This is a genomic window from Streptomyces avidinii (assembly GCF_045161815.1).
Classification (GTDB): domain Bacteria; phylum Actinomycetota; class Actinomycetes; order Streptomycetales; family Streptomycetaceae; genus Streptomyces; species Streptomyces avidinii.
In genome coordinates, this window is sequence record NZ_CP108863.1 from 2,012,028 (window position 1) to 2,037,142 (window position 25,115).

Consider the following 25,115-nt stretch of genomic DNA (forward strand, 5'->3'; position numbering starts at 1 on the left):
TTCCGGCTCCATTCCGGTCCAGCCGTTCAGTATCCGCCACAGTCGACCATGAAGGGTCATCGGGGCACGCACGGGCAGGTTGACATGCGCGGGCGGATTGACAGGTTCCGCCGACGGGGCCAGGTTGAGTGCATGCGCATCGGGCTGATCGGAACGGGCCGGATCGGGTCCTTCCACGCGGCGGTACTGGCCCGCCACCGGGAAGCCGGCTCGCTCCTGCTCGCGGACGCCGATCCCGCGCGGGCGGCGCGCCTCGCCGACCGGCTCGGGGCCACCGCCGCGCCCTCCGTGGAGCAGGTCTTCACCTGGGGCGTGGACGCTGTGGTGATCGCGTCCGCGACCGAGGCGCACGCGGACCTCGTCGTACGGGCGGTGCGCGGCGGGCTGCCGGTGTTCTGCGAGAAACCGCTGGCCCCGGACCTGAACCGGAGCCTGGCGGCGCTGCGGGAGGTCGCGGCCGCGGGCGGACTGCTCCAGGTGGGCTTCATGCGCCGGTTCGACGCGGGCTACGGCACGGCCCGCGAGCTGGTCCGTTCGGGCGCCCTGGGGCGGCTGCACACCGTCCGGACGACGACGGCCGATCCGGCGCCGCCGGCCGCCGCGTACCTGGCGACCTCCGGCGGGCTCTACCGGGACTGCCTGGTGCACGACTTCGACATGGTCCGCTGGGTGACCGGGCGCGAGGTGGTCGAGGTGTACGCGGCCGGGTCGGACGCGGGACCGGCGCTCTTCCGGGAGGCGGGCGACATCGACACGGCGGCCGCGGTGCTGACGCTGGACGACGGGACCCTGGTCACGGCCACCGGCACGCGGTGCAACGGCGCCGGGTACGACGTACGGATGGAGCTGGCCGGGGAGCTGGACCAGGTCTCCGTGGGGCTGGACGACCGGACGCCGATCGCCTCCACCGAACCGCACGGCCCGCCCGCGGCGAGCAAGCCGTGGACGGGCTTCCTGGAACGTTTCGCCCCGGCCTACGAGGCCGAGCTGGCGGCCTTCGTCCACCTGGTGCGGGGCGAGGGGCCCAACGCGTGCGACGGCCGGGAGGCACTGGCGGCGTTCCGGATCGCCGAGGCCTGCGAACTCTCGCGCAGGGAACGACGCCGGGTGCGGCTGGAGGAGCTCCCGGACCTGCCGGCTCTGTAAGGGGGGCACGGGGCCACAGTACGGCGGGTGATCACCTGTTGCTGCGGCGCTTTCCGGCCACGCTCAGGGCGCCGGCGCCGGCGTCACGGCGCGCCGCCCCCAGGCGGTGCCGACGAGGACCAGGAGGGCTCCCGCGTAGCCGATGGCCCCCGGCTCCTCCCCTCCGATGGCGATGCCGGCGACGGCGGCCCACAGCGGCTCGGTGCCGAGCAGCAGGCTGACCCGGGAGGGCGAGGTGCGGCGCACGGCCCACATCTGCACGAAGAAGGCGAAGAGGGTGCAGAAGACGGAGAGGAAGGCGAGGCCGGCCCACTCGGCGGGCCCGAAGTCGGCCGCGGCGGCCCAGGGCGTCGCGCCGGTGCCGGGTGCGGCGGCCAGCAGGGCGAAGACGAGCACGGCGGCGCCGAGCTGGACGGTGGTCAGGGACAGCGAGTCGGCGTCCTGGACGGCCTCGATGCGGGCCATCAGCAGCACGTGCAGGGTCCGGGCGAGGGCCGCGCCGAGGATGAGCAGGTCACCGAGGCTGGGCGCGGTGAAACCGGCGCCCTGGGTCAGCAGTACCACCCCGACGACGGAGAGGGCGGCGGCCCCGAGGAATCCGGTGGAGGGCGCCTGCCTGCGTACGGCGGCCTCGGCGAGCGGGGTGAAGATCATGGTCAGGCTGATGATCAGCCCGGCGTTGGTGGCGGAGGTGTGGACGACCCCGTAGGTCTCCAGGAGGAAGATCCCGCCGAGTACGAGGCCCAGCAGCCCGGCGCCGCGCAGCTGGGCGAGGTTGAGGGCGCGCAGCCGCGCCCACCCGGCGACGACGAGCACGGGCAGCACCAGCGCGAAGCGCAGCACGAGCACGGCGACGACGGTGTGGGTGGTGGTGATGCCCTTGGCCGCGAGGTAGCTGCCGCCCCAGACGACGGCGACGGCCAGCACGGGCAGATCGGCGAGCCAGGCCCAGCGGGGCGTTTCGACGGCGGGCGAGAGCACGGTCACGGCAGGTCTCCCATGGGGCTCATCAGGGGTGGAGACATCGGCGGCTCGCACGGGTGCGGGCACACCGTACCGGAGCCGATCATGCCGGGCGACCCTATTCCTGGCCACGGCCGACGGGCCCGTAGCATCGGCGGCATGGCTGATCTCTACGCCCTGGACCTGGCGTTCGACCTGCTCGCCAGCACTCCCGACGACGTGCTCGCGCAGGTGCGGCGCCAGCTGACGTCGCCGGACGGCCTCCTGGCGGCCCGCGGCCCGGCCTGGCGCGTCGGCGGCATGCTCGTCGGCGAGTTCGCACCGACCGACCGCGGCGGCTGGGCCCTGACCGCCCGCCAGGAGGTCCACGCGGAACAGCTCCCGGATGTGGAGAACCTCCTGCTGCTCCTGGCCCCCCACGTCCGCCCCCCGGGCCCGGTCGGCCGCCTCCGCTTCTACGAACACGAGTCCCCGGACCTCCTGGTCCTCCGCAAGGGCCGCGTGGTCCAACTGGCCCTGGACCCGCGGTAGGGGGTGTCCGCTCAGCCGACCGTGCCGAAGGTGGCCCGTCCCGTGGGCCGGTAGGTCTGGAGCGCCGTCCCGGCCGGCGTCGTACTGGAGCCCGTCAACGCGTAGGCGGTCGGCAGCCCGCCGGTGGGGAACAGCCGCTGCCCCGTGCCGAGGACCACCGGGAAGATCAGCAGGTTCAGCTCGTCGACGAGGTCCCGGGCCAGCAGCCACTGCGCGAGCTGCCCGCTGCCGTGGACCTGGAGCTCCCCGTCCAGCTCGTCCTTGGCCCGCACGATCTCGCTCTGCAGGTGCTCCCCGTCGAGCACGGTGGCCGGCCCCCAGGCCGGCTCCTCGAGGGTGGTGGAGGCCACGAACTTGTGCAGCCGGTTCAGCTTGCCCGCGACGGGGTCGGCGGGGTCGTCGTGCTCCGGCCAGTACACGGCGAAGATCTCGTACGTCTTCCGCCCGAGCAGAAACGCCTCGGCCCGCCCGAACACCTCGGTGATGAACTCCCCCATCCCCTCATCGGCGAACGGCGCGACCCACCCCCCGTACTCGAACCCCCCGCTCGGATCCTCATCGGGCCCCCCGGGCGCCTGCATCACGCCGTCCAGCGTCACAAAGGTGGTCAGTGTCAGCTTCCCCATGGCCCTGCGCTCCTTGTCGGTAGTCCGTCCACAGATGCAGACTCCCGGACCCGCGAAAGTTCATCGCGGCGACACGCAGCTTCTGACGCAGTCAACGGCCAGCCACGGAGAGCGCCACTCGCAGCAGACTGCCCGCAGCGAGAACCCATGATTGAGCAGACCCAACGGGCGGACACTTAACGAGCTCGTGCACGGTTGGCGGTGCGGCGCTGGATCATGATCCCTGATCATGTTCGTGTGGTGGGGAACGGGTCCCGTGCTGAGATCGTCGGCGACCGGAGGATCACAGGGCTGTCTGCCGATGTGATCGCCGAACTTGTGGCTGAGGTAGGTCCGTTATGGCCTGAAAGGCACCAGGCGAGGCTGGAGGCCAGGCCGCGGAAGCGGGCCGTTGGCGCTGATGCGAAGCACCGGCTGGTCTTCATCGACCGGCTCCTGGCCACGCTCGTCCACCTTCGCCACGGTGCCAGTCACGACGTGCTGGCCTGCTGGTTCGGCGTGGACCGCTCCACGATCACCCGTGCTATCGGCGAGGTGCGGCCCCTGCTCGCAACCCGTGGCTGCACCATCGCGGCCGGCATCCGGCTCCGCACCCTCGCCCAGGTCATCGACCACCTTGGCGCCAGCGGACAGACCGGGATCATCGACGGCACCGAGATCCGGGTCCGCAGGCTCGCCGTCGGCCGCAAGGACCGGGAGAAGTTCATCTCCGGCAAGAACAAGCAGAACGCAGTCAAGAGCCATGGCCCTCACCGACTCTGCCGGCAGGCTCCTGTTCTGCAGTCCAGCCCAGCCGGCAAGCTGTGCCGACATCACCCACGCCCGGCAGTTAGGCCTGGTCAAGCACCTGACTGGTAGCCCAGCAGCCGTGGAGAACCTCGCCGACGCCGGCTACCAGGGCCTGAGCGCCCAGACCGGAGGCCGCGTCGTGACACCACCACACCGCAAGTTCAAGAAGGACCCGCCGGAGTGGTCCGAGGAGATCCACGAGCACAGACGCAAGGCGCACTCTTCACGCCGGATCCGCGTCGAGCACGGCATCGCCCACCTCAAGAACTGGCGAGCCCTCGCCCGCCACCACGGCCGCCGCGAGCACATGAGCGACACCATCCAAGCCATCGCCGGACTGCTCTCACACCAGCAGACCGCCACCCGCGGCGCCCTTCAGCCACAGTGACCAACGGGCCGACCTGCACCTTTCGACACCACACCGCCAACCATGCACGAGCTCGTTAGGAAGAGAAAAGCCGTCGAACACGCAGCCATCCGCGGCATCGACCTCGCGATCGTCCAACCCGACCCCCACACCTGCGGCTTCACCGTCCAGCCCCGCCGCCGGGTAGTCGAAAGAACCCTCGGCTGGCTCCTGTACCCTCCGCCGCCTGGCCCGCAACTACGAAACCCACCCGCACCGATCAGAAGCCACGCTCCAGATCGTCGCCATCAACCTCATGACCCGACGCCTCACCCATCAGAACACCCCCAACTGGCGCGACACCTGACCAGAAATGAAACAGACAACCGAGAGTCAAATACTCACTTACATCGCTTGAAACCCTCCTTCCCATCTTCTCCGGTTATCCGCCCGCCGGACATCGGATTCAAATCGAGAGGACCGACCCGAGCCCTTACTTATCACTGAAACAGCGCCCTCGACGAGGAAACCCGAACCGAGTAGGGCCAGAATGAATTTCATCAAAAGAAGCGCCCGGCCGGGGAATCCCCGAGCCAGGCGCCTCAATCAACTATATAATCACACAATCGAATCAGGACAGCGAAGAAAGCCTCGCTACATTCCCATTCCTGCGCAGCTTGGGATACTTGCTCCCCAAGTCGGCAATCAATTCCACCAAGAATGCGGAGGCTGAATTTTCGAGCTCCTTCAGCGGGACCTTCGACGAGTGATCAACATAGTTCGCACTGACTTCTACCAAACCGGGGGATGCCCCGCGGAGGAGAATCTCGTCCGCCATGCCGGCAAAGGCCACCCGACCAACCTCTCCAGAGGAGACCTTCCGGGATGCCTCGTAGAATTCGACGGCGAAGTCAAGAATTTGAACTCCGCCGCCGGTGATGATACTGAAATCCACATCATTCACTTCGAACGTCAAGTCTCCACCGAAGCATGAATAACACAGATCCACAAGGTCGGCGCTAGCCAGATCTATCCCATTCTGCTCTCGCAGCACAAAAGGATCACTTGACAAGGTATAGCTGATTTTGATCACGGGGGACCCACTGTTCCAATTTTGATCGGAAATGCAGTAATGATCTTCTTGTTGCGTACCACCACTCGGACGCCCGTCAACGGCTTCCCATGCCTGTCATACCCCACCGTCCTCCCGAAGTCGAACTCATGGAGGTGACCACCCTTCAAGCCGTTGGAACTCCTGTCGCCCTTCTGTAGGGCCTCCTCAACTAGAGAACGGATTGTCGTGGTGTTGTCCGAAGCGAACTTACTCTTACCGGGGTGCCGACTACTCGCGGAGTGACGATTGAAGATGTGATGCCAGTCAGCCCCCTTCACCCTGCCACCGCAGTTGTGAACCAGAACCGACGTCTGCCCCGCTAGCACATAGTACGTGTGGAGGTCAGCAATAGTCAGATTGTAAGTTTTATTGAACGCTTTGTAGACGCGGATAGCGGCAACATTGACGGGAGCCCCATCGTCTGCGCGGAGGGTCACACCTGGCTTCAGGTCCCCGGCATCCTTCCAGGCCCGATCGGATTCGGACCAGAAGGGATGGCGTCCCGTCGTAGTGATGGTTTTGACGCCGTCAGGCGTCTGGATGCTGAGGTCGACGTAGGTCTTGTCATCTTCTGTGTAAATGGTCGCCGTGACCATCTTCTTCGAAGTCTCGCCGGTCTCAGGGTCGGTAGCGAGGACCTCGTCACCTTCCGCCAGCTCTTCGATCGGCTTGCTGGATCCGTCAGCAAGGAGGACTTCCGTGCCAGCGATGAAGCTATTGGGGCATGATGGCGCCTTCCCCGTGTTCCCTGCCTTCCCTCCGACGCCCCGGAGCGCCCAATTGCCGTACTGGAGCTCAAGCTGTGCACCCTCGGCGAGCACTTGACTGAAGGTCATCTGATTCTCGCAGGTGACTCCTTCGCGAGCGCACAGAAAGTCGGTGGCGGCATAAGGAATCATGGTTCCAGGGTGCGGATCTTTGCAACCCTCTCCGTTCTTCCAATCTATGCAGTTGCCATAAATGTTGTAGTGGTGATCCCTGACAGCCTGATCATGCTTGGCAAGTGCCTTCGTGGATTCATGGAAGGTTTTTGTGTCCTTGAATACCACGATGGTCTTGCCGAGCTGGAGGGGGATCGGGCCGTCGTAGTAGCTGAGATTCGGGCCGGGCGTGTAATTTTTGGCGGCCGTATTGCATCCACCGCACCCGCCACTGTCGAAGCCGCCGTCGTTGTCGCCTTCGAAGAGCTTCAGGCCGCTGGGGTCCGAGTTGGTGATGGGGTTGCCGTTGGAATACGTGTACCCGTTCATCTGGAGCGGGTCGGTGATGTCGATGATCGGGTCGACCGTGATGAAGCGGCCCGTCGTCGGGTCGTATTCGCGGGCGCCGATGTGGGTGAGGCCCGTGGTGTTGTCGTCAGTACCGACGCCGAGGAAGGTATGGTCGCCCGGCCAGGCCGCGGGCTGGCTACCACGGGGGTTGCCGTACGGGTCGGACTTGCGGCGGGTGACCGGCTGGCCGGCCTTCTGCTCGACGCTGATCGTGGCCGTGTTGTGGTGGTCGGTCAGCAACTGCGACAGGGTGTGGCCCGTGATCTTGCCGTTGGTACGGCGGACCGTGGTGGGGGCACCGGGGCTGCTGTAGTAGCGGACGGCGTCGATGGCCTGTCCGGCCTTGTTGACCGTGATCTCGGTTTCGCCGAGGTAGAGAGTGCGGGCGCTGCCCGTTTCCTGGACTACACGGTTCCCTGTGGCGTCGTAGAGATAATTGGTGAGGTTGCCGAAGCTCCACTGCTGAGCCGGAGTGGGGGCAGGGCTCGCACACGTGAAGGTGTGCAGGTCGTTGCCCTCGGCGTCATTGTCGTTGGGGACGGTGAGGCACTGGTTGGTGCCGGTGATGAGGGCCTTGTCCGTCTCGCGGTAGGTGAACTTCTGGCTCGGCTCGCCCGGCGTGCATGTCGTCAGGACGGCCTTGCCGCCCTCGGAGGTGAGGCACTTGCCGAGGGCCTGGACGGTGTCACCGGTGATGCGCCACTGCTGGAGCTTGGTCTCGTTGCAGGACAGCAGCTGAACGGGAGTGCTGTCGGCTGTGCCGTCCTGGACGTCGAGGCACTTGCCGGAGAGCCCGGTGACCGCGACCGAACCGACGCCGGGGCTGGTGGCGGAGAGGAGCTTGCCACGCCGGTCCCAGTTCAGGGTCTGGGTGTCACCGTCGATCGTGCGGGTCTTGGTGCTGCCCGCCGCGCTGTAGGTGTAGGTGGACAGCGAGTCGACCGTGGAGCCGACCGTCCTGGTGGCCTTGTTCACCTTCGTCAGGGCGTGAGGCTGCTTCTTCACGGGCGGCTGGCCACCGCCGGAGACGTCCACGCCGTAGGTGTAGGTCGTCTCGTCGTTGAGTGCGCCGTTGTTCGGGTCGAAGTCGGTGAGCTTGGTGCGGTTGCCGATCGCGTCGAACGCGAAATCCTGGCGGTAGGCGTCTTCCGGCGTACCGGAGCCCACCTCGGTGAGCGCTGGGCCTGTGGGGCTGGTGGGACAGCCTTCCGTCTTCCCGGTCCAGGCTCGGACCAGCTGGCCCATGGCGTCGTAGGTGTAGCACTGGCGGTCGACGCGGGCAGCTGCCTGCTTGGTGGCACCAGGGTAGGTGTCCGTGATCGAGATCGGGTTGCCGACAGCGTCGTACTTGTAGGTGAGGGAGGAGAGGAGGTTGGACTCGGAAGCGGGGTCACGCGTCTCGCGGTGGCCGGTTACTGCGGTGACCCGTCCGGTGTGGGTGTCGTAGGTGTTGGTGGTCCACACGCGCTGGGGTGCCTTGCCGGACGCGGTGCGGAGCACTTCGCCGAAGGGGCTGTAGACGGTATCGGCGGTGTACCAGGACAGGCCCGACATGGTCTGCACCATGCCGTCGGCGTTGTAGCGGGTGATCAGCTTCTCGGCGGCGAGGCCGCCGATCGTCGCCGGCAGGGTAGTCGACTGGACCTTTCCCGTGGGGGTGTACGTGGTGCTGTATGCGTAGCTGCCGGCCAGGCCCTTCGTGCTGGGCAGGTCCGGGATGGTGATCCTCGTTCCGGTGGGCCGATACTCGTTGTCGTAGCCGGTGACCTCGGTCTTGTACGTGCCGTTGCCCCACTTGCGAGTGGAGGCGACGGGCTGGCCCTTGCCACCGGGCAGGGTGTCGTAGGTCCAGGTGGCGATAGGGTCGGCTGTCTCGGTGTCGTCGCGCAGCGCGGTCATGCGGCCGAGGGCGTCGTACGTCGTGAACTGGGTGACGTCGTAGACGTTGGTCGTCGAGACCCGCTGGTCGAGGTTGTCGTAGGTGAACTTCGACGTGCCCGCGTCAGGGTCGTCCGATGCGGTCAGGCGGCCGCGCGCGTCGTGGGTGTAGCTCCAGGTGTTACTGGCCGGGTCGATGACCTTGGCGAGCTTGCCCCGCACGTCGTAGGTGTAACTGGTCTTGCTTGACGTGGTGAGGTCGGTGGCGGTGTAGTGCTCGATCTGGGAGGTGCGGCCCAGCGCGTCGGTCGTGGTCTTGACGGCTCGGCTGCCCGCCAGCGGGGTCGCCCCAGTGGGTGACATAGCGCTACGGGTGAGGGTCCAGTCGCCCTCGTAATGGCTGGTGTCGGACTGCCGGGCTTCGCCCTTCTCCAGGGTGGTGATCCGGACCGGGCGGCCAAGGCCGTCGTACGCGGTCTGGGTCGACTTGGGTACCTCGGTCACCGACTGCGGAAGGAAGAACGTCGTGCTCAGGGCACCTTCGGCGAGGTAGCCGTCGTTGACCTGGCTGACGGTTCCGTTCGCGCTGTGCAGGGTGTCGGTGATCAAGCGGCCGCCGCCCTCTGCCTCCGCCTGGGTCTGACGAGGGCGCAGCAGGCCGTCGAATATCGCGATCGAAGTGTTGTAGGTGCCGTTGTCCTTCAGCGTGCGGGAGATGACGACGGGGGCCTTGTGTTCGGCTATCTGGTACTCGAACGCGTGGGCGGCCTTGTCGGTGGCCGGCTTCTGCGAGGGCGTCCAGACCTGGGTGATTCGGCCGAGCGGGTCGTACTCCGTGGTGACCTTGCGGCCGTTGGCGTCGGTCGCCTCCAGCACGCTGCCGCGAGCGGGATCCAGCTTGGTCGTCACCTGGTGCCCGAGGGCGTTGGTCGTGGTGACGACGAATGCCGGGCCGGTCGCCGGAGTGAAGGCGGTGCTCGAAGGGCTGTTCGCGGCGTTGTAGCTCTTGATGGCACGGCCGAGAGCGTCGTACTCGGTGCGCGCGGACGTGATCCAGCCGGTGCCCGCTGCGTCACCGGTGTCGACCTGGTACGGGAGGCCCTTCGTGGGCGCCGTGCCGAAGGCGTTCACCGCGTCGTAGGAGGTACGCGTCTTGCTGAGCAGGGTGCCGGGTTCGATGCCGCCCCCGGCGCAGTCGCCGGTCGTCTCACGATTCTCCGCGGGCAGGCCGATCAGGTGGCTCGCCGGGTTGTGGACGTACGTGGGCTTGCTGCACGACTGCTTGACGATGGACCAGCCGGTGCCCTGGTTCTCCAGGACATCGGTCTGCGCCGTCTTGAGCAGGCCGTACCCTGCCGTGCCCTCGTAGGTGTTGGAGACCCGCACCATGCGGGACTTGCCGCCGCTGACGGACTGGATTGCGTCCGTGCGGTCTACACCGCTGCGGTACGCGTTCAGCTTGGAACCGTCGGTCTTGTTGCGCGTGGCACTCGGGTCGAACTTCGCCGGCTTGGTCAGCTGGCGGTTGTCGACACTGCCGCCCGCCTTCGTGTAGTTGATGACCTCGGCAGTCTGACCCTGGTACTGGGGCAGGTCCTCCCCGAGCTCCTCCGCGCCGGTGGAGTCCTTGACCACGACCTTGGCCTTGTCGGTGGACAGGCCACGGAAATAGCGGGTGCGCTTCTGCGACTGCTCGGTCGCGGTGGACGTGCCCGTACGCGCGGTTTCACCGCGCGTGGTGACCACCTCGGCGTACCCCCGCCACTGGCTGTACGTGCGAAGTGCAGGCTTGGTGAACTCGTCGTCCTCCAGGGCCCAGGCGGCGCCACCCTCGTAGCGGTAGGCGGTCGTGACATCGGGCTGCCGGGCAACCCGGTCCTTCTCGACCACCTTGTCCACGACGTACTTGTTGAACCACTCGATCGGTGTCTTCTCGGGCTCCAGGTCCGGATCCGGGGACCAGCGGACCGGGAAGCAGCGGGTGGTGTTCCCCTTCTCCGACAGACCGCCGGTACCGACCGGGCACGGATCGGAGTAGTCGACATAGATCTCGCCGCCGGTCTCGGTACGGATCGTCTCCACACGGAGCCGGTCGAAGTCGGGCGTCGCCTCATCGGCCGACTTGGCCACCCGGTTGGGCATGTCGACGGTGTTGGCCAGGAAGGTGACCGCCGGCAGGGCGACACCATTGACGCCGTCCTTGGGTCCGTATCCGGTGCGGGTGATGGACTCGAGCCACAGGGGCGGATGCGTGTCGGTCCGCTGGTGCGGCAGGGACTGGTTCAGTGCCCACTGGTCGACCTTGGAGAGCGCAGTGGACCCCTCCGTTCGCTGTGCGTGGGTCGTGACGGCGGACAGACGCTTACGCGACCAAAAGGTCGGAGCGGAGATGTAGCAGTTCTCCGCCTCCATCTTGCAGTACAGGGTGGTGGGGGTGTCCCACCACCCGCGCTTGTCGTCGGCGTTCGTGGAGTCGAACTGAGCATTCTCACACTTGGTGTCGCGGTCCTCGAAACACCGTTCCTTCACGGTGAAATCGACGCGGCCGGCAGGCGCTCCCGCAAGATTGTCTGCGCGGAGTCCGTAGAGGATGCGGGTCGGGTGGCCCCCGCGGATGTAGCCGACCTTGCTGCGGTCCTTCTCTGTGAAGTTCTCGTTCTTGGCGTAGCGGTTCTCCTCCTTCGCCCAGTCGATGACCATGGCATTGCCGTGGACGTCCTCGACGTAGTCGAGGTTCCAACGCCAGGCCTGGGTGCAGGAGGAGTTGGCGTACTCCGGCTTGTAGCAGGGTTCGTCCGGGTGGTTGCCGAAGACCGGGACGGTGAAGACGGAGTCGGTGACTGTCTGCGGTGATGAACCGTCGCCGTGGGTACCGACGTTGTGACGGCCGAAGTGGTAGCGAGTTCCGTCACGGGTGGTGACGATCCAGTATTCGCCGTCCTTCGCGCCGTTGGCGCCCCCCGTCTTCCGCTCCACCTTGGAACCGTCGTCGGACGCGGGAACCCATTGCCCGCTGGCGGCGTCGTGGACCAATTCGGTCGTCGAGCCGGCGAGGGAGAGAACGACGTTGTCGCCGTTGGCGACCCAGCAGAGGTCGCCCTTCTTCTTGTCTGTCTCGTTGTCGTTGTTCGGCTTGCTCGGCTTCGCCTCACGGTCGTCCGCGCAGGAGCGGTACCGGCGCTCGATGAAGCCCGGGTGGTAGTCCCATCCGTCGCCGAGCCACGACGCCTGACCGTTGGTCACGGACGTCTTGCCGTCCACGGCCTGGGACGAGTACGAGAACGCGATGGCAGGCGTGGGACCCGCCGCAGCGGGAGGAATTGCCAGGGGGGAGGTCCAGGAGAATCCGCCGCTGCTGCTGCCGGCACTCCAGGAGCCCGAAGTGGACAGTGAGGTGGCTTTGTACGTGCCACCCGCGCCCGCCGCACTGTCGGATGCGGCGAGGACCACCGCGCCGGCTGCACCACCCGTCATGGTGCGCATTCCCTGAACGGGTGCGGTAGTCGGGTCGATGGTGGCGACGACCTTTTGCTTGACCGGGTCGTTCGCGCTCGGGACGTCCTTGAAGACGGAGCACGCGGGCACGTCCGGCGTCGTCAGGAAGCACTCGGGCAACTGCCGTAGCTGCAGGCGCGATGCCCACTCGGCGCCGTAGAGATCCCGGAACTTCGTGTAGTCCAGCTGGACATCGACGGGCGTCGACGCGTCGGCGGGCGGTGTGATCTTGATGAGGGCGCCGTCGATGTTCGCAGCTTCGGTTTGCGTGCGTCCTTGGATGGCTGCCGACCAGGTTCCGGTCGGGGCCGTGCCGGTGCCTTCGATCTTGCCGATGCTGACGGGGAGCGCGCCGACCTGTACGAGTTCGGGGCTCGTGGGCGAAAGCGAGACTTGGCCGGAGCCGGCGACCGGTGCGGCCTTCTGGGACGCCTCGTACTCGGCGGGCGGTTGGGCCGGCTTGCCCGCCCAGTCCTTGAGCTTCGCGGCAGCAGCCGCATCGAGTTTCGCCTCGGGATCCTGCTGAAGGCTCGGCAGGTTGACACCGCTGCGGTCGCCCGGTGGTGCCGCCCAGGCTTGGACGGGTAGAAGAGTTGCGACCAGCACCACGGAGAGTGTGATGCCTGTGCGCCCGGCAAGGCGCGCGCGTGTTGCGCGCGCCTTTCTGTTTCCGGGCAGGCGGAAATTCGCCGAGAACGGCGACATGCGGACCCCCCACGATCTGCCTCCGCGGCAATGGCACACGGCTGGCAGGAAACTGACAGTTAGCCACTGATTCTGTATCCGGCGCGCCTGAAACACCATGGTTCCGATATCCGGTGTGGGCATTGTCACTTGACCAGGCGTATACCTTGGGGTAATCAGTGCAAATCAGCCGCTAACGGCACGCCCCGCGGTCAACTCCGAGGGTGAAGATGTCGGCGGGATAGTTCATGCTCAGCTCGCACGCCCTGCGCCTGAAAGGCCGGGCGGAGTCGGCCGTGAGGTTCTTCAGGCCAAGTGCAGAAGTCATTAGTGAGTGCCGAGGGCTGCGAAGTCGAGCGCCCGAGGGGGGAGAAGTACGTCGTGTCTGTCAGTGATTCCGCGGGCGAGAGTCCGCCAGTAGGGGCTGGGGCAGTGGAAGGCTCCGCACCCGCGCGTCGGTGGTACAGGCGTCGGCGCGCCCTGGGGGGTCTGGCCGTTCTGCTCGCCACCGCCGTCGCGGTGCCGGTCGGTGTGCACGTGATCGGCGACGGGAAGTCGAACAGCCGACCCGGCAAGGATGCTCCGGTCGACGAACCGCAGGCGCGGCGACTGGCGCAGAAGAGCGGCAAAGAGGTTGAGGTCACGGCTGCGCGCAGCGCCAACACCACGACGTGGGCGCAGCCTGACGGGTCGTTCCGCAAGCAGATCTTCAGTTCGGCCTTCCGCGCCAACGTGAACGGCAAGTGGAAGCCCATCGACACCGGTCTGGAGCGGGTGGAGGGCGGCTACGCGGCCAAGGCGGTCAACGGCCGTGTCCTCTTCAGCGGGGGGTCGAAGGAGCAGGCGGACGGCGGGGAACGCGCCTCGCGCGGCGTGACCCGCGTGTCGCTGCGTCAGGACGCACCCGGCGAAGTGTGGACCGAGCTGGTCCGGTTGAACACCGGTGGCCACGACATGACCGTCAGCTGGCCCGGCGCCCTGCCCGCTCCCGTCATCGACGGCCCGCGCGCCCTGTACGAGAACGTCCGCCCCGGACTCGACCTGGTGATGACCGCGCAGGACGGCGGCTACTCGCACCTGCTGGTCGTCAAGGACAAGCAGGCCGCGGCCGATCCGCTGCTCGGGCAGCTCAAGTACCGTCTCGCCAGCCCCGACATGACCTTCCACCTGGACGACGAGTCGGACTCGCTGAGCGCCCGTGACGCCAAGGGCGAAGAGATCGCGGGCTCGCCGACCCCGATGATGTGGGACTCCAGCGGCAAGGTCGCCACCACCGACGACAAGCCGGCCTGGAAGCCGACCGATATCGCGAAGCAGCACCCGACGCTGGCCCTGTCCGGCCTGGCCGGTGCGGAAGGCGCACGCCTGAAGCCCCTCGCGGCGGCACTCGCCGACAATGCATTGTCCCTCACCCCGGACAATGCGCTGCTCAATGCTCCGGAAACGGTCTATCCGGTCTTCATCGACCCCTCATTCAAGGGGCACAAGCACGCCTGGACCCTTCTTTACAAGACAGCAGGAAATTCAAGCTTCTACAACGGGCAGAACTACAACGCGAGCGGAACGAACGAAGCCCGGGTTGGATATGAGTCCTCCTCCGGCGGCACCTCTCGTTCCGTCTTCAACTTCGACTTCGGTAGTCAGCTTCACGGCGCGGGCATCATCTCGGCCAGCGTGCGTGCTCTGCAGACCTATTCGTGGTCCTGCGAACAGAAGCCGACGGACATCTACTCGACTCCGTACATCACGTCGTCGAGCACGTGGAACAACACGACCGGATTCTGGACGAGGAAGGTCGCGACCGAGCACGCCGGCTACGGCTACAACAGCTCGTGCCCGGACAATTGGATCGCCCCCGACATCAAGGGCCTCGTCACCGACGCCGCCAACGGCGGCTGGGGCGCTCTGTCCCTCGGGTTCGCCGCGCCCAACGAGTCGGACTCGTACTACTGGAAGAAGTTCATCGCCAACGGCGAGACGGCCCCGTACATCGAGGTCGTCTACAACACGCGCCCGGACACCCCGATCGCGGCGAACATGCAGACCTTCCCCGGCGGCCCGTGCCTGACCAGTTGGCCCGGGACCGGCATCGGCAAGACCAACATCACCTTCCAGGTCAAAGCTACGGACCGCGACGACAGGCCGGACCAGCAGAACCTCGACCGGGTCCAGATCGAGGTGTGGAACGCTGCCGGTGGGCCGCCGGTCTACGACCAGTGGTTCTCGGCCAACAGCGATGGTGTCGTCACCGCTGAGGTGCCCTTGACCACCTTCACCGACGGCCAGACGTACTACTGGCTCTCCCGCGCCAAGGACAAGGACGGCTGGGTGTCGGGCAGCGGGCCGCACGAATCCGGTAGCGGCGCCTGGTGCACGTTCACCGTCAGTCACACCGTCCCGCCCAACCCGGCCGTCTCCTCGGACGCCTTCCCGCCGCAGGGCGACAGCTTCACCCAGTGGAGCACCGAGCCCGCCAGTACGCCGGGCCAGACCTTCACCATCAAGGGCAACGGCGCCAAGGCCGAGGACATCCGCGAGTACCAGTGGAGCCTGAACCGGCCCTCCTTCGACCAGAAGGCCGTTCCCACGGCCGGCAGCGATGTGGCCTCCGTACCGCTCCAGGTGGACACCTCCGGGCCGAACGTCCTCTACGTCCGCACCGTCAGCAAGTCCGGCAACATCTCCAACCAGAGCGTCTACGGGTTCCTCGTCAGGCCCAGGCCCGGCCAGGACAAGCCCGGCGATGTCACCGGAGACGGCAATCCCGACCTCCTGGCCATCGACAAGGACGGCAACCTGCGCACCTACGCGGGAGACAAGGGCGGTGACACCGACGCCTTCATCCCCGGCGCGGTCGACAACGGCCAGCCCGTGGCCCCCGGGTACTGGAAGGACCCGACCACCGGCCAGTCCGCGCTCATCGCTCACGCCACCGACTGGTACCCCGGTGACGGCCTCACGGACCTGATCGCACGGATGCCCGACGGCAAGCTCTACATCTACCCCGGCACCGGCACCGGCCAGTTCGACGTCGGCCGCCGCATGCAGATGCAGATGCCGCTCAGCGCACCCGACCCGTCCGTCTTCCGGCAGCTCGTCGTCACCGAGGACATCGACGGCGACGGCCTGGGCGACCTGTTCGCCCTGGACGCCGACGGCTTCTGGGTGTTCTCCGGCTACACCGGTTCCAGCTTCGCCTCCTACAAGAAGATGGCCACCGGCTGGGCGGGCCGCGACATCGTCGGGGTCCGCGACGTCTCCGGGGACAAGGTCCCGGACCTGATCTTCCGGGACAACACGAATGCCAACCGCGGCCTGGCCCTGCGCAAGGGCAAGCCGGGAGTCAACGGCGGCGTCGACCTCACGTCCCTGGAGTCCAAGGCGAACTCCGAGGGCGCCGAGGACTACACCTACGCCACCACCGGCTGGGGCAGGGCCGCCTACCCCAAGGTCCTCGGTACTCCCGATGCCAACGGTGACGGCATCCCCGACATCTGGGCCGTCGGGAACAACGAGAACCAGTGGCTCTTCCAAGGCGGAACCAGCACCGTCGGCGCCCCCATCGGCCGTGACGAGGACGGCTGGAACACCTTCCTGACGATCGGGTAGCGGGTCGAACAGCCGCAACCGCGAGCGCCCTGCCGGGAGATCACTCCCGACAGGGCGCTTACGCGTTCCCCCTCCCCCGCACGGGAACGCCAGGTCGGATTCCTGCCAGCGGTGGTGATCCCGCGGAGATTTGATTGAAGCAGCAACCAATCGATGCGGGAGGAACGGCATGGACAGCAGCAGCACCGTCGCGCTGGTGACCGGTGGGAGCAGGGGGATCGGGGCGGCCGTCGCGCTGCGGCTCGCCGAGGACGGGGTGGACGTCGCGATCACCTACGTCAGCGACGCCGAGGCGGCGGCCGAGGTCGTCGGGAAGGTGGAGGCGCTCGGGCGGCGGGCCGTCGCGCTCCGGGCCGATGCGGGGGACGCCGCTCAGGCCGCGAACGCCGTCGGGGAGACCGTACGGCGCTTCGGGCGGCTCGACGTGCTGGTCAACAACGCCGGCGTGGGATTGCTCGGGCCGTTGGAGGAAATGGCTCCGGCCGATGTGGAGCGCGTACTCGCGGTCAATGTGCGCGGGGTGTTCCACGCGACGCAGGCGGCGGCCGCGCACCTCGGCTCCGGCGGGCGGATCATCACCGTCGGCAGCTGCATGACCCAGCGGGTGCCGGGGCCGGGCGGGACGCTCTACGCCATGAGCAAGTCGGCGCTGATCGGGTTCAACAGGGCGCTCGCGCGGGAGTTGGGCGGGCGCGGCATCACCGCGAACCTCGTGCACCCGGGTCCGGTGGACACGGACATGAACCCGGCGGACGGACCGTACGCGGGCCCACAGGCGGCGATGACGGCCCTCGGGCGGTTCGGCGCGCCGGGGGAGGTGGCGGGCGTGGTGTCCTTCCTCGCGGGGCCGGACGCCTCGTACGTCACGGGGGCGGAGTTCGCGGTGGACGGCGGGTACGCCGCGTAGCCCTCCGGCCGGGCGTGCGTGGCCCTCGCCGGGCGTGCGGGCGGGTCCCGGGGCCGCGCGCCCCGGTGGGCGGGTGCGGGCTGTCCGCACGGGGCTCCGCCCCGGACCCCGCGCCTCAAACGCCGGCGAGGCTGAGAATACGAGCGCGCCCCGAAGGTGTCGGCCTTCGGGGCGCGCGTCGCACTGGTTCCGGACTAGCCGCCCAGTTCCTGGTGGCGGGCCGTCAGTGCCGCGGCGCCGGACTCCGTCAGGGAGCCGAACAGGCGCAGGCGGGAGAAGCCGCCGTCCGGGAAGATGTCGATCCGCACGTGCGTGCCGACCGCCGGGGTGTCCAGGACGAAGCGGTGGTTCGTGTCGGGCTGCAGGCGGGTGCGCGGCAGGAACTCCGTCCACTCGCCCTCCTCGCCCGTCCTGACCGACAGCGAGGCCCAGCCGGCCGAGTTGCCCTTGAGGTACGCGGTGTCGATCTCGACGGCGCGGATCTCGGACTCGGCGACGAGCTGGTAGCGGATCCAGTCGTTGCCGTTGTCGCGACGGCGCGCGGTCTCCCAGCCGTCGTCCATCTTGCGGGAGCGGCCCGGGTTGATGGTGTTGGTCGGCGGGGAGTAGAAGCGGTTGGAGGCGTCCTGGACGGAGCCGCCGTTCTCCAGGGCCGCGACGTCGAAGGAGCCGAGGGCGTCGAGCCACTTCGGGTCGGGCAGGACCTCGCCGTGGACGCGCAGGCGGGCGATGCCGCCGTCGGGGTGCTGGTTGACGCGCAGGTGCGTGAAGCGCTGCTCCACGTCCACCTCGAAGCCGTTGGCCGCGTGGCCGCCGACCGGGGTGCGGGGGACGATGGTCGTCCACTTCACGTCGCCGCCCTGGAGCTCCTCCGGGGTCGGCGCGAGGGCGCCCGCCCAGTTGGCGGCCTCGATGGAGACGGCCTGCGGCATGTTGCCGCGGAAGTGGGCGGTGTCGACGACGATGCCGCGGATGACGCCGGGAGCGCCCAGGCGTACGAGGGCCCAGTCGTGGTCCTCGGGGGTCGGCCAGGGCTGGGTGGCGGAGATGCCGCGGCGGCGGCGGGTCTCCCAGCCGTCCATGACCTTGCCCTTGTGGCCGAAGTCCTCGGGGTCGAAGTGCGCGGCCTCGGAGATCAGCAGGTTCTCGCGCTGGGCGAAGAACTCGTCGTTGGCGGCGATGACACCGGCGCCCAGCTCACGGGCGGCGAGGTTCGCGTACTGGGTGAACGGGAAGTCCGCGGTGCGGTAGTCCGCGTACGGGTCGCCGCCTCCGTACGGGTTCGCGTTACCGGTGAAGGATTCAATCGCCACTGGTCAGTTCTGCCTTTCGAGGAGGAGGCCCGTGGGCTCGGTCGGGGTGCCGTGGTCGGCGATCTGCGTGCCGCGCAGCCAGGTGGACTTCACGACGCCGTGCAGGGTCTTGCCCGCGTACGCCGTGACCCGGTTGCGGTGGTGGAGTTCGGCCGGGTCCACGGTGAACGTTTCTTCGGGGGCGAGCACGGCGAAGTCGGCGTCGCGGCCGACCTCGATCGCGCCCTTCTGGGCGAGACCTGCGAGCTGCGCCGGGGCCGCGGACATCCAGCGGACCACGTCCTCCAGGGTCCGGCCGCGGCGGCGCGCCTCGGTCCAGATGGCGGGCAGGCCCAGCTGGAGGGAGGAGATGCCGCCCCACGCGGTGGAGAAGTCGCTGGTCTTCAGGTCCGCGGTGGAGGGCGAGTGGTCGGAGACGATGCAGTCGATCGTGCCGTCGGCGAGCGCGTCCCACAGGAGGTCCTGGTTGGCGGCCTCGCGGATGGGCGGGCAGCACTTGAACTCGCTCGCGCCGTCCGGCACTTCCTCGGCCGTGAGGGTGAGGTAGTGCGGGCAGGACTCGACGGTGATCCGTACGCCCTCGGCCTTGGCGGCGGCGATCAGCGGCAGCGCGTCGGAGGACGACAGGTGCAGTACGTGGACACGCGCGTTCAGCCGCTTCGCCTGGGCGATCAGGTTGCCGATCGCGGTGTTCTCGGCGTCGCGCGGCCGGGAGGCGAGGAAGTCGGCGTACTTGGGGCCCGGGACGACGGGAGCGGCGTCCAGGTGGTGCGGGTCCTCGGCGTGCACGATCAGCAGGCCGCCGAAGCCGGTGATCTCGGCGAGGGAGGTGGCCAGCTGCTCCTGGTCGAGCTCGGGGAACTCGTCCACGCCGGAGGGCGACAGGAAGCACTTGAAGCCGTAGACGCCGGCGTCGTGCAGCGGGCGCAGGTCTTTGACATTGTCCGGCAGGGCGCCGCCCCAGAAGCCGACGTCGACGTGCGCCTTGGCGCGGGCGACCTCCTGCTTGACGCGCAGGTTGTCGGTCGTGGTGGTCGGCGGCAGGGAGTTGAGCGGCATGTCGAGGATCGTGGTGATGCCGCCGGCCGCCGCGGCGCGGGTGGCCGTCCAGAAGCCCTCCCACTCGGTGCGGCCCGGGTCGTTCACGTGGACGTGGGTGTCGACCAGGCCGGGGAGCAGGACGTCGTCGCCGAAGTCCTCCAGCCGGGCTCCGGCCGGTACCTCGGCCTCGTACGCCAGCACGGCCGTGATCTTCCCGCCGGCGACGGCCACCGATGCGGCACGCGTCCCCTCGGGGGTGATGACGCGCGTCGAGCGCAGTACCAGTTCCACAGCCACGTCGGCCACCGGAACCTCCCCATCTACTTCCACAGAGCGAAATTCAACGTTCTGTTGACGGAGTCTTCCCGGCGATCCGTACCCAGTCAAGAGCGCCCGGACGGACCACTGACACACCGGGACCGCAATTGGATGTTTCCACAGGATGGAATTAAGATTTCGCTATACAGAATGTAGCTACCACCACCGGGATGCGGGCGGATAACTTCACGAGGACGTCCGCCACCAGGACAAACCCTCTCTGACCGGCGACGACGACCCCGACCCAGCACTGGGGCCGATGCCGACCGCCGGGTAGGCTGCTCCCTTGCCTGCCAGCACCGAAAGGACCGCGCCGTGCCGACGTCCAGCGCCAGCACCACCGACGCTTCCTCAAAGACCCCCGCCGCCAGCGGTGGCGTCCAGTCCCTTGAGCGCGCCTTCGACCTGCTCGAACGTATGGCCGATGCCGGGGGCGAGGTCGGCCTCAGCGAGCTCTCCGCCGCCAGCGGTCTGCCTCTGCCCACGATCCACCGCCTGATGCGCACGCTGGTGGCGTGCGGTTACGTACGCCAGCAGCCCAACCGACGGTACTCCCTCGGCCCCCGCCTGATCCGCCTCGGCGAGTCCGCGTCGCGCCTGCTGGGGACCTGGGCCCGCCCCTACCTCGCCCGGCTGGTCGAGGAGACCGGGGAGACGGCGAACATGGCCCTCCTCGACGGGGACGAGATCGTCTACGTCGCCCAGGTGCCGTCCAAGCACTCCATGCGCATGTTCACCGAGGTCGGCCGCCGGGTGCTGCCGCACTCCACCGGTGTGGGCAAGGCGCTGCTCGCCCACACCCCGGCCGACGAGGTTCGGGCCCTGCTGGCCCGCACCGGGATGCCGGCGGCGACCGAGAAGACCATCACCACGCCCGAGGGCTTCCTGGAGGCGCTGGAGCAGGTCCGCAGGGCCGGTTACGCGGTGGACGACAACGAGCAGGAGATAGGAGTCCGCTGCCTCGCCGTGTCGGTGCCGAACTCGCCGACCGCCGCCGCGATCTCCATCTCGGGTCCGGCGGGCCGTGTGACCGAGGCCGTGGCCGAGTCCTTCGTGCCGATCCTGCAGGGCGTGGCCGCCGAGCTGTCGGTGGCTCTGGCCAACCAGAGCCCCGCGTAGGCCCCCGTACTCCGCAGGCGCGCGAAGGCCCCGGCGGCCCCCTCCCTCCGAGGGGCCGCCGGGGCCTTCGCGTATCCCGCTCCGGGCTCCCGGCTCAGGGCGTCGGGGCCGGCTCCGGGGCGAGCGTCAGGCTGCCGTCCGTCATCGTCGCCGTACGGTCCATCCGCTCCAGGTGGGCGTGGTCGTGCGTGACCAGCACCGTGGCGGTACCGCGCTCCCGGGTCAGGGTGACCAGCAGGTCGAGCACGGCCGCGCCCCGCTCGTGGTCCAGGGCGCTGGTCGGCTCGTCGACCAGCAGTACGGCGGGCTCGTTCATCAGGGCGCGGGCGATGTTGATCCGCTGCCGCTGACCGCCCGAGAGCTGGTGGGGCCTCTTGTCGGCCTTGTCGGCCAGGCCCACCGCCTCCAGCAGCTCCAGCGCGCGGCGGCGCACCGCGCGCGCCGGGCGGCCGGAGAGGTGCGCCATGACCTGGAGCTGTTCGGCGGCGGTCAGCGAGGCCAGCAGGTTCGGCTGCTGGAAGACGATGCCGATCTTCTCCCGGCGCAGGGCCGACTTCTCGGCGGGGCCGAGCTCCGTGGTGTCCCGGCCGGCGACGACGACCCGGCCGGAATCCGGGGTGACGAGGGTGGCGGCGACCGCCAAGAGGCTGGACTTGCCCGAGCCGGAGGGCCCGATGACCGCCGTCAGCGTGCCGGCGGGCACCTCCAGGCGGACCGCGTCGAGGGCGGTCAGCCGGCTCTCGCCGTCGGGGTAGGTGAGCGTGACGTCGTGGACGAGGAGGGTCATCGGGCGCTCCCGAGGGCGGTCAGCGGGTCGACGGCGGTGATCCGCCGGATGGACAGGGCAGCGCCCAGCGCGCCGAGCAGAATCATGATCGCGGCGGGGACGAGCACCGTGGCGGCGTCGAGGACGAAGGGCACGGGGCCGCCGCTGATCAGTGCGCCGAAGCCGGCCGCGAGCGCGGTGCCCAGCCCGGTGCCGATGGCGAGCATCACGACGGCCTGGCCGAGGGCGTCCCTCAGCAGGTACGGGGTGGAGGCACCCAGTGCCTTCAGGACCGCGATGTCTCCGCTGCGCTGGATCGTCCACACGGTGAAGAAGGCCCCTATCACCAGGGCCGAGATGGCGAAGAGGAAGCCGCGCATCAGCTGGAGCGAGCCGTTCTCCGCCTGGTACGAACCTATGGCGCCCAGCGCCTCCTCGACGGTCTGGGCCCTGGTGCCGGCGGCCTTGTCCGCCGCGGCGAGGTCCACACCGCTTCCGGAGACGGCGACGACGGTGGCGAGGGTGTCGATGGAGGTGCCGGGGTTGCCGACGCGCTGCCAGTCGTTGAGGTCCATCCAGACGACCGGGGTGTGACTGTAGGCGGCGGTTCCCGACACGGCGGCCACGGTCAGTTCGAGCGGGCCGATCTTCAGCTTGGCCCCGGCGGCCAGGCCCCCCAGCTCCTTCGCGGCCTTCTCGGTGAGGACCACCTGCCCCTGGGTGAGCCCGGCGCCCCGCGGTGCGAGCCCACCCGCGGAGTCCACGCCGAAGACCGAGACCGCGGCGGTGCGCTCACCCGAGACGGCGTTGGTGGTGCGGATCCCGAGCGGCTCCGCCGACTTCACGCCGGGCTGTTCCCGCCAGGCCAGCCAGCCGGGCTCGGCCACCTGCGAGTTGGTGAAGGACGCCTTCTGGTCCCCGGTGGGCGCGGCGAAGGCCAGGTGTGTGGCGGGCAGGCCGGTGATGGCCGAGATGTTCTCCCGGGCCAGGCCGGAGGTGAGCCCGGACAGCAGGCCGACCAGCAGCGTGATGAGCAGCACGACCGACCCCATGAGGGCGAAGCGGCCCTTGGCGAACCGTAGATCTCTCCATGCGACGAACATGTTCCCCACCTTGGTCTTCCGCGTGGACACAAGGCATCGCGCCCCGGTAGAGATCCTCGTATCGAAGGGTGCACCCGGACATCAAACTTTCGGTTGACCGGGGCGGGTCCGCCCCCACTTACGCTGGTCCGGTCATGACTTCTCCCACCGCTTCGCCCGTTTCCTCACCGACGCGCGCCCTCACCCCCGTCTCGAGGGTGCTGCGGCTGTGCCTGCACGCGCTGCTCTTCGGGCTGCTCGCGCTCGCCGCCGGGCGGGCCGTCGCCGACTCCGCGCCCCGGGCCGGCTGGGTGACGGCCGCCTGCGCGGTGCTCGCCGCCGTCTACGTGGGCGGCGTACGGGCCCCCGCCGTGCACAGCTCGCCGCGCGCCGGCGCGCTGTGGCTGACCGGGCTCGGCGCGGCCTGGGCGGCGCTGCTCGCGGTCTCCTCCGACGGGCTGTGGATCGCCTTTCCGCTGTACTTCCTGGAGCTGCACCTGCTGCGGCTGCGCTGGGGGGTCGCGGCCGTCGCGGTGACCGCCTGTGCGGCCATCGGGGGGTACCTCGCGCACAGCGACGCCGTGACCCCGGGGGCTTTCCTCGGGCCGCTGCTGGGCGGGGCGGTGGCGGTGGCGACCGTACTGGGCTACCAGGCGCTGTACCGGGAGAGCGAGCGCCGCCGGGAGCTGATCGAGGAGCTGATCACGACCCGGGCCGAGCTGGCCGCGGCGGAGCGGAGTGCCGGGATCCTGGCCGAGCGGGAGCGGCTGGCCCGGGAGATCCACGACACCCTCGCCCAGGGGCTGTCCTCCATCCAGCTGCTGCTGCGGGCCGCCGAGCGGGCGCTGCCGGAGGGGGCTCCGGCGCTGGAGCACATCGGCCGGGCGCGGGAGGCGGCCCAGGACAACCTCGCCGAGGCGCGTCGCTTCGTCCGGGCCCTCACCCCGCCGGACCTGGAGCACGGGTCGCTCGCGGCCGCGCTGGAACGGCTGTGCGCGGGTGTTCCGGGGCCACGGGTGCGGTTCTCGCTGAGCGGCGGCCCGCGGGTGCTGCCCACCCCCTACGAGGTGGCCCTGCTGCGGATCGCGCAGTCGGCGCTGGCCAATGTGGTGCGGCACGCGCGGGCCGGGCGCGCCGAGATCACGCTGACCTTCATGGACGCCTCGGTCACCCTCGACGTCGTCGACGACGGGCACGGCTTCGACCCGTCCTCGGTCGCGTCGGGCTCCTCGGGCCCCGGCGACGGCGGCTTCGGGCTGCCCGCCATGCGCTCGCGCGCCGAGACCCTGGGCGGGCTGTTCACCGTGGAGTCCGACCCCGGGCAGGGCACCGCCGTGGCCGTCACCCTGCCGCTGCCCCTGGAACACGTCGAACGCGCAGCACACGCAGCACCCGCCGCTCCCGCAGCGCACTCAGCACACACATCACGACCGGAACATCCGGAAGCAGTGGAGGCCCTGTGACCATCCGTCTCCTGCTCGCCGACGACCACCCGGTGGTCCGGGCCGGGCTGCGCGCGGTGCTGGACACCGAACCGGACTTCGCGGTGGTGGCCGAGGCCGCCACCGCCGAGCGGGCGGTGGAGCTGGCCGCCGGCGAAGCGGTGGACGTGGTGCTGATGGACCTCCAGTTCGGTCGCGGCATGCACGGTTCGGAGGCGACGGCCCTGATCACCGCCCGCCCGGGCGGGCCCCGGGTGCTGGTGCTGACCACGTACGACACGGACGCGGACATCCTGGCGGCGGTGGAGGCGGGTGCCTCCGGCTACCTGCTCAAGGACGCCCCGCCGGAGGAGCTGGCGGCGGCCGTACGGACGGCCGCGGTGGGCCAGTCGGCGCTGGCCCCGGCGGTGGCGCTGCGCCTGATGGACCGGATGCGGACCCCGGCGGAGGCGCTGACGAAGCGGGAGCTGGAGGTGCTGCAGCTGGTCGCGGACGGCCTGTCGAACCAGCAGATCTCCAAGAAGCTGTTCCTCAGCCAGGCCACGGTCAAGTCCCACCTGGTGCATGTCTACGCCAAGCTCGGCGTCGACTCCCGCACCTCGGCGGTCGCGGCGGCCGCCACCCGCCGCCTGATCCGCACGGGGTAGGGGGCCGGCCCCAGGGCCGACAGGCGGG

General features: G+C 68.9%; 17 protein-coding genes and 1 pseudogene. 10 read left to right on the forward strand and 8 right to left on the reverse strand.

Going from position 1 to position 25,115, the window contains the following annotated elements; genetic code table 11:
- Positions 1-132: 132 nt before the first annotated feature.
- A complete protein-coding gene (locus OG373_RS09010) occupies positions 133-1,146 on the forward strand; it encodes a Gfo/Idh/MocA family oxidoreductase (protein WP_405437290.1) in 1,014 nt (337 codons plus the stop codon).
- A gap of 63 nt (positions 1,147-1,209) precedes the next feature.
- Here OG373_RS09010 and OG373_RS09015 read toward each other — a convergent pair whose 3' ends face one another.
- Positions 1,210-2,133, reverse strand: coding sequence for a DMT family transporter (locus OG373_RS09015; RefSeq protein WP_405437291.1), 924 nt, complete (start codon positions 2,131-2,133; stop codon positions 1,210-1,212).
- Between the two features lie 135 nt (positions 2,134-2,268).
- Between OG373_RS09015 and OG373_RS09020 the strand changes: the two genes are divergently transcribed.
- Positions 2,269-2,640 carry a hypothetical protein gene (locus tag OG373_RS09020; protein ID WP_405437293.1) on the forward strand — a complete coding sequence of 124 codons (372 nt, stop codon included), beginning with the start codon at positions 2,269-2,271 and terminating at the stop codon, positions 2,638-2,640.
- An 11-nt stretch (positions 2,641-2,651) separates the two neighbouring features.
- On the opposite strand, the gene OG373_RS09025 is transcribed toward OG373_RS09020, so the two are convergent.
- Positions 2,652-3,266 (reverse strand): dihydrofolate reductase family protein, encoded by a 615-nt coding sequence (locus tag OG373_RS09025; RefSeq protein WP_405437294.1) that lies wholly within the window; start codon positions 3,264-3,266, stop codon positions 2,652-2,654.
- 201 nt (positions 3,267-3,467) lie between these two features.
- On the opposite strand from OG373_RS09025, the gene OG373_RS09030 reads away from it, so the two are divergent.
- The 3 genes and pseudogenes from OG373_RS09030 to OG373_RS09040 all read left to right on the forward strand — a co-directional run.
- A complete protein-coding gene (locus OG373_RS09030) occupies positions 3,468-4,124 on the forward strand; it encodes a transposase family protein (protein ID WP_405437296.1) in 657 nt (218 codons plus the stop codon).
- Positions 4,009-4,443 (forward strand): transposase family protein, encoded by a 435-nt coding sequence (locus tag OG373_RS09035; RefSeq protein WP_405437298.1) that lies wholly within the window; start codon positions 4,009-4,011, stop codon positions 4,441-4,443. The genes OG373_RS09030 and OG373_RS09035 overlap by 116 nt, the downstream gene beginning before the upstream one ends.
- Before the next feature lie 60 nt (positions 4,444-4,503).
- Positions 4,504-4,768, forward strand: a pseudogene (locus tag OG373_RS09040) (IS5/IS1182 family transposase); the annotation flags it as partial.
- A gap of 264 nt (positions 4,769-5,032) precedes the next feature.
- Here OG373_RS09040 and OG373_RS09045 read toward each other — a convergent pair.
- Both OG373_RS09045 and OG373_RS09050 read right to left on the reverse strand, forming a co-directional pair.
- Positions 5,033-5,494, reverse strand: coding sequence for a hypothetical protein (locus tag OG373_RS09045; protein ID WP_405437300.1), 462 nt, complete (start codon positions 5,492-5,494; stop codon positions 5,033-5,035).
- Positions 5,491-12,864 carry a polymorphic toxin-type HINT domain-containing protein gene (locus tag OG373_RS09050; protein ID WP_405437302.1) on the reverse strand — a complete coding sequence of 2,458 codons (7,374 nt, stop codon included), beginning with the start codon at positions 12,862-12,864 and terminating at the stop codon, positions 5,491-5,493. The genes OG373_RS09045 and OG373_RS09050 overlap by 4 nt, the downstream gene beginning before the upstream one ends.
- 411 nt (positions 12,865-13,275) lie before the next feature.
- Here OG373_RS09050 and OG373_RS09055 point away from each other — a divergent pair, with 411 nt between their 5' ends.
- Positions 13,276-16,452: a DNRLRE domain-containing protein gene (locus OG373_RS09055; RefSeq protein WP_405437303.1), complete on the forward strand. Its 3,177-nt coding sequence runs from the start codon at positions 13,276-13,278 to the stop codon at positions 16,450-16,452.
- Positions 16,453-16,621: 169 nt separating this feature from the next.
- Positions 16,622-17,359, forward strand: coding sequence for an SDR family oxidoreductase (locus OG373_RS09060; RefSeq protein WP_405437304.1), 738 nt, complete (start codon positions 16,622-16,624; stop codon positions 17,357-17,359).
- A gap of 194 nt (positions 17,360-17,553) precedes the next feature.
- On the opposite strand, the gene alc is transcribed toward OG373_RS09060, so the two are convergent.
- On the reverse strand, positions 17,554-18,672 hold the full coding sequence (alc, locus tag OG373_RS09065; protein ID WP_405437307.1) for an allantoicase: 1,119 nt from the start codon (positions 18,670-18,672) through the stop codon (positions 17,554-17,556).
- A gap of 3 nt (positions 18,673-18,675) precedes the next feature.
- On the reverse strand, positions 18,676-20,010 hold the full coding sequence (allB, locus tag OG373_RS09070) for an allantoinase AllB (RefSeq protein ID WP_405443996.1): 1,335 nt from the start codon (positions 20,008-20,010) through the stop codon (positions 18,676-18,678).
- A gap of 336 nt (positions 20,011-20,346) precedes the next feature.
- Between allB and OG373_RS09075 the strand changes: the two genes are divergently transcribed.
- On the forward strand, positions 20,347-21,150 hold the full coding sequence (locus tag OG373_RS09075) for an IclR family transcriptional regulator (RefSeq protein WP_030390329.1): 804 nt from the start codon (positions 20,347-20,349) through the stop codon (positions 21,148-21,150).
- Positions 21,151-21,244: 94 nt separating this feature from the next.
- Here the strand turns inward: OG373_RS09075 and OG373_RS09080 are convergent, their stop codons facing one another.
- Both OG373_RS09080 and OG373_RS09085 read right to left on the reverse strand, forming a co-directional pair.
- Positions 21,245-21,937: an ABC transporter ATP-binding protein gene (locus OG373_RS09080; RefSeq protein ID WP_405437308.1), complete on the reverse strand. Its 693-nt coding sequence runs from the start codon at positions 21,935-21,937 to the stop codon at positions 21,245-21,247.
- Positions 21,934-23,019, reverse strand: coding sequence for an ABC transporter permease (locus tag OG373_RS09085; protein WP_405437310.1), 1,086 nt, complete (start codon positions 23,017-23,019; stop codon positions 21,934-21,936). Before OG373_RS09085 ends, OG373_RS09080 begins: the two co-directional genes overlap by 4 nt.
- A 134-nt stretch (positions 23,020-23,153) precedes the next feature.
- Here OG373_RS09085 and OG373_RS09090 point away from each other — a divergent pair, with 134 nt between their 5' ends.
- Both OG373_RS09090 and OG373_RS09095 read left to right on the forward strand, forming a co-directional pair.
- Positions 23,154-24,461, forward strand: a complete 1,308-nt coding sequence (locus tag OG373_RS09090) for a sensor histidine kinase (RefSeq protein ID WP_405437312.1) — start codon at positions 23,154-23,156, stop codon at positions 24,459-24,461.
- Positions 24,458-25,087, forward strand: coding sequence for a response regulator (locus OG373_RS09095; RefSeq protein WP_405437314.1), 630 nt, complete (start codon positions 24,458-24,460; stop codon positions 25,085-25,087). The genes OG373_RS09090 and OG373_RS09095 overlap by 4 nt, the downstream gene beginning before the upstream one ends.
- Positions 25,088-25,115: the final 28 nt, after the last annotated feature.

Excerpts from the sequence above, each read along its gene's own strand:
- OG373_RS09090 (WP_405437312.1), top strand. The coding sequence starts at position 23,154 with ATGACTTCTCCCACCGCTTCGCCCGTTTCCTCACCGACGCGCGCCCTC.
- OG373_RS09060 (WP_405437304.1), top strand. The coding sequence starts at position 16,622 with ATGGACAGCAGCAGCACCGTCGCGCTGGTGACCGGTGGGAGCAGGGGG.
- OG373_RS09085 (WP_405437310.1), bottom strand. The coding sequence starts at position 23,019 with ATGTTCGTCGCATGGAGAGATCTACGGTTCGCCAAGGGCCGCTTCGCC.
- OG373_RS09020 (WP_405437293.1), top strand. The coding sequence starts at position 2,269 with ATGGCTGATCTCTACGCCCTGGACCTGGCGTTCGACCTGCTCGCCAGC.
- OG373_RS09050 (WP_405437302.1), bottom strand. The coding sequence starts at position 12,864 with ATGTCGCCGTTCTCGGCGAATTTCCGCCTGCCCGGAAACAGAAAGGCG.
- OG373_RS09080 (WP_405437308.1), bottom strand. The coding sequence starts at position 21,937 with ATGACCCTCCTCGTCCACGACGTCACGCTCACCTACCCCGACGGCGAG.
- OG373_RS09025 (WP_405437294.1), bottom strand. The coding sequence starts at position 3,266 with ATGGGGAAGCTGACACTGACCACCTTTGTGACGCTGGACGGCGTGATG.
- OG373_RS09010 (WP_405437290.1), top strand. The coding sequence starts at position 133 with ATGCGCATCGGGCTGATCGGAACGGGCCGGATCGGGTCCTTCCACGCG.
- OG373_RS09035 (WP_405437298.1), top strand. The coding sequence starts at position 4,009 with ATGGCCCTCACCGACTCTGCCGGCAGGCTCCTGTTCTGCAGTCCAGCC.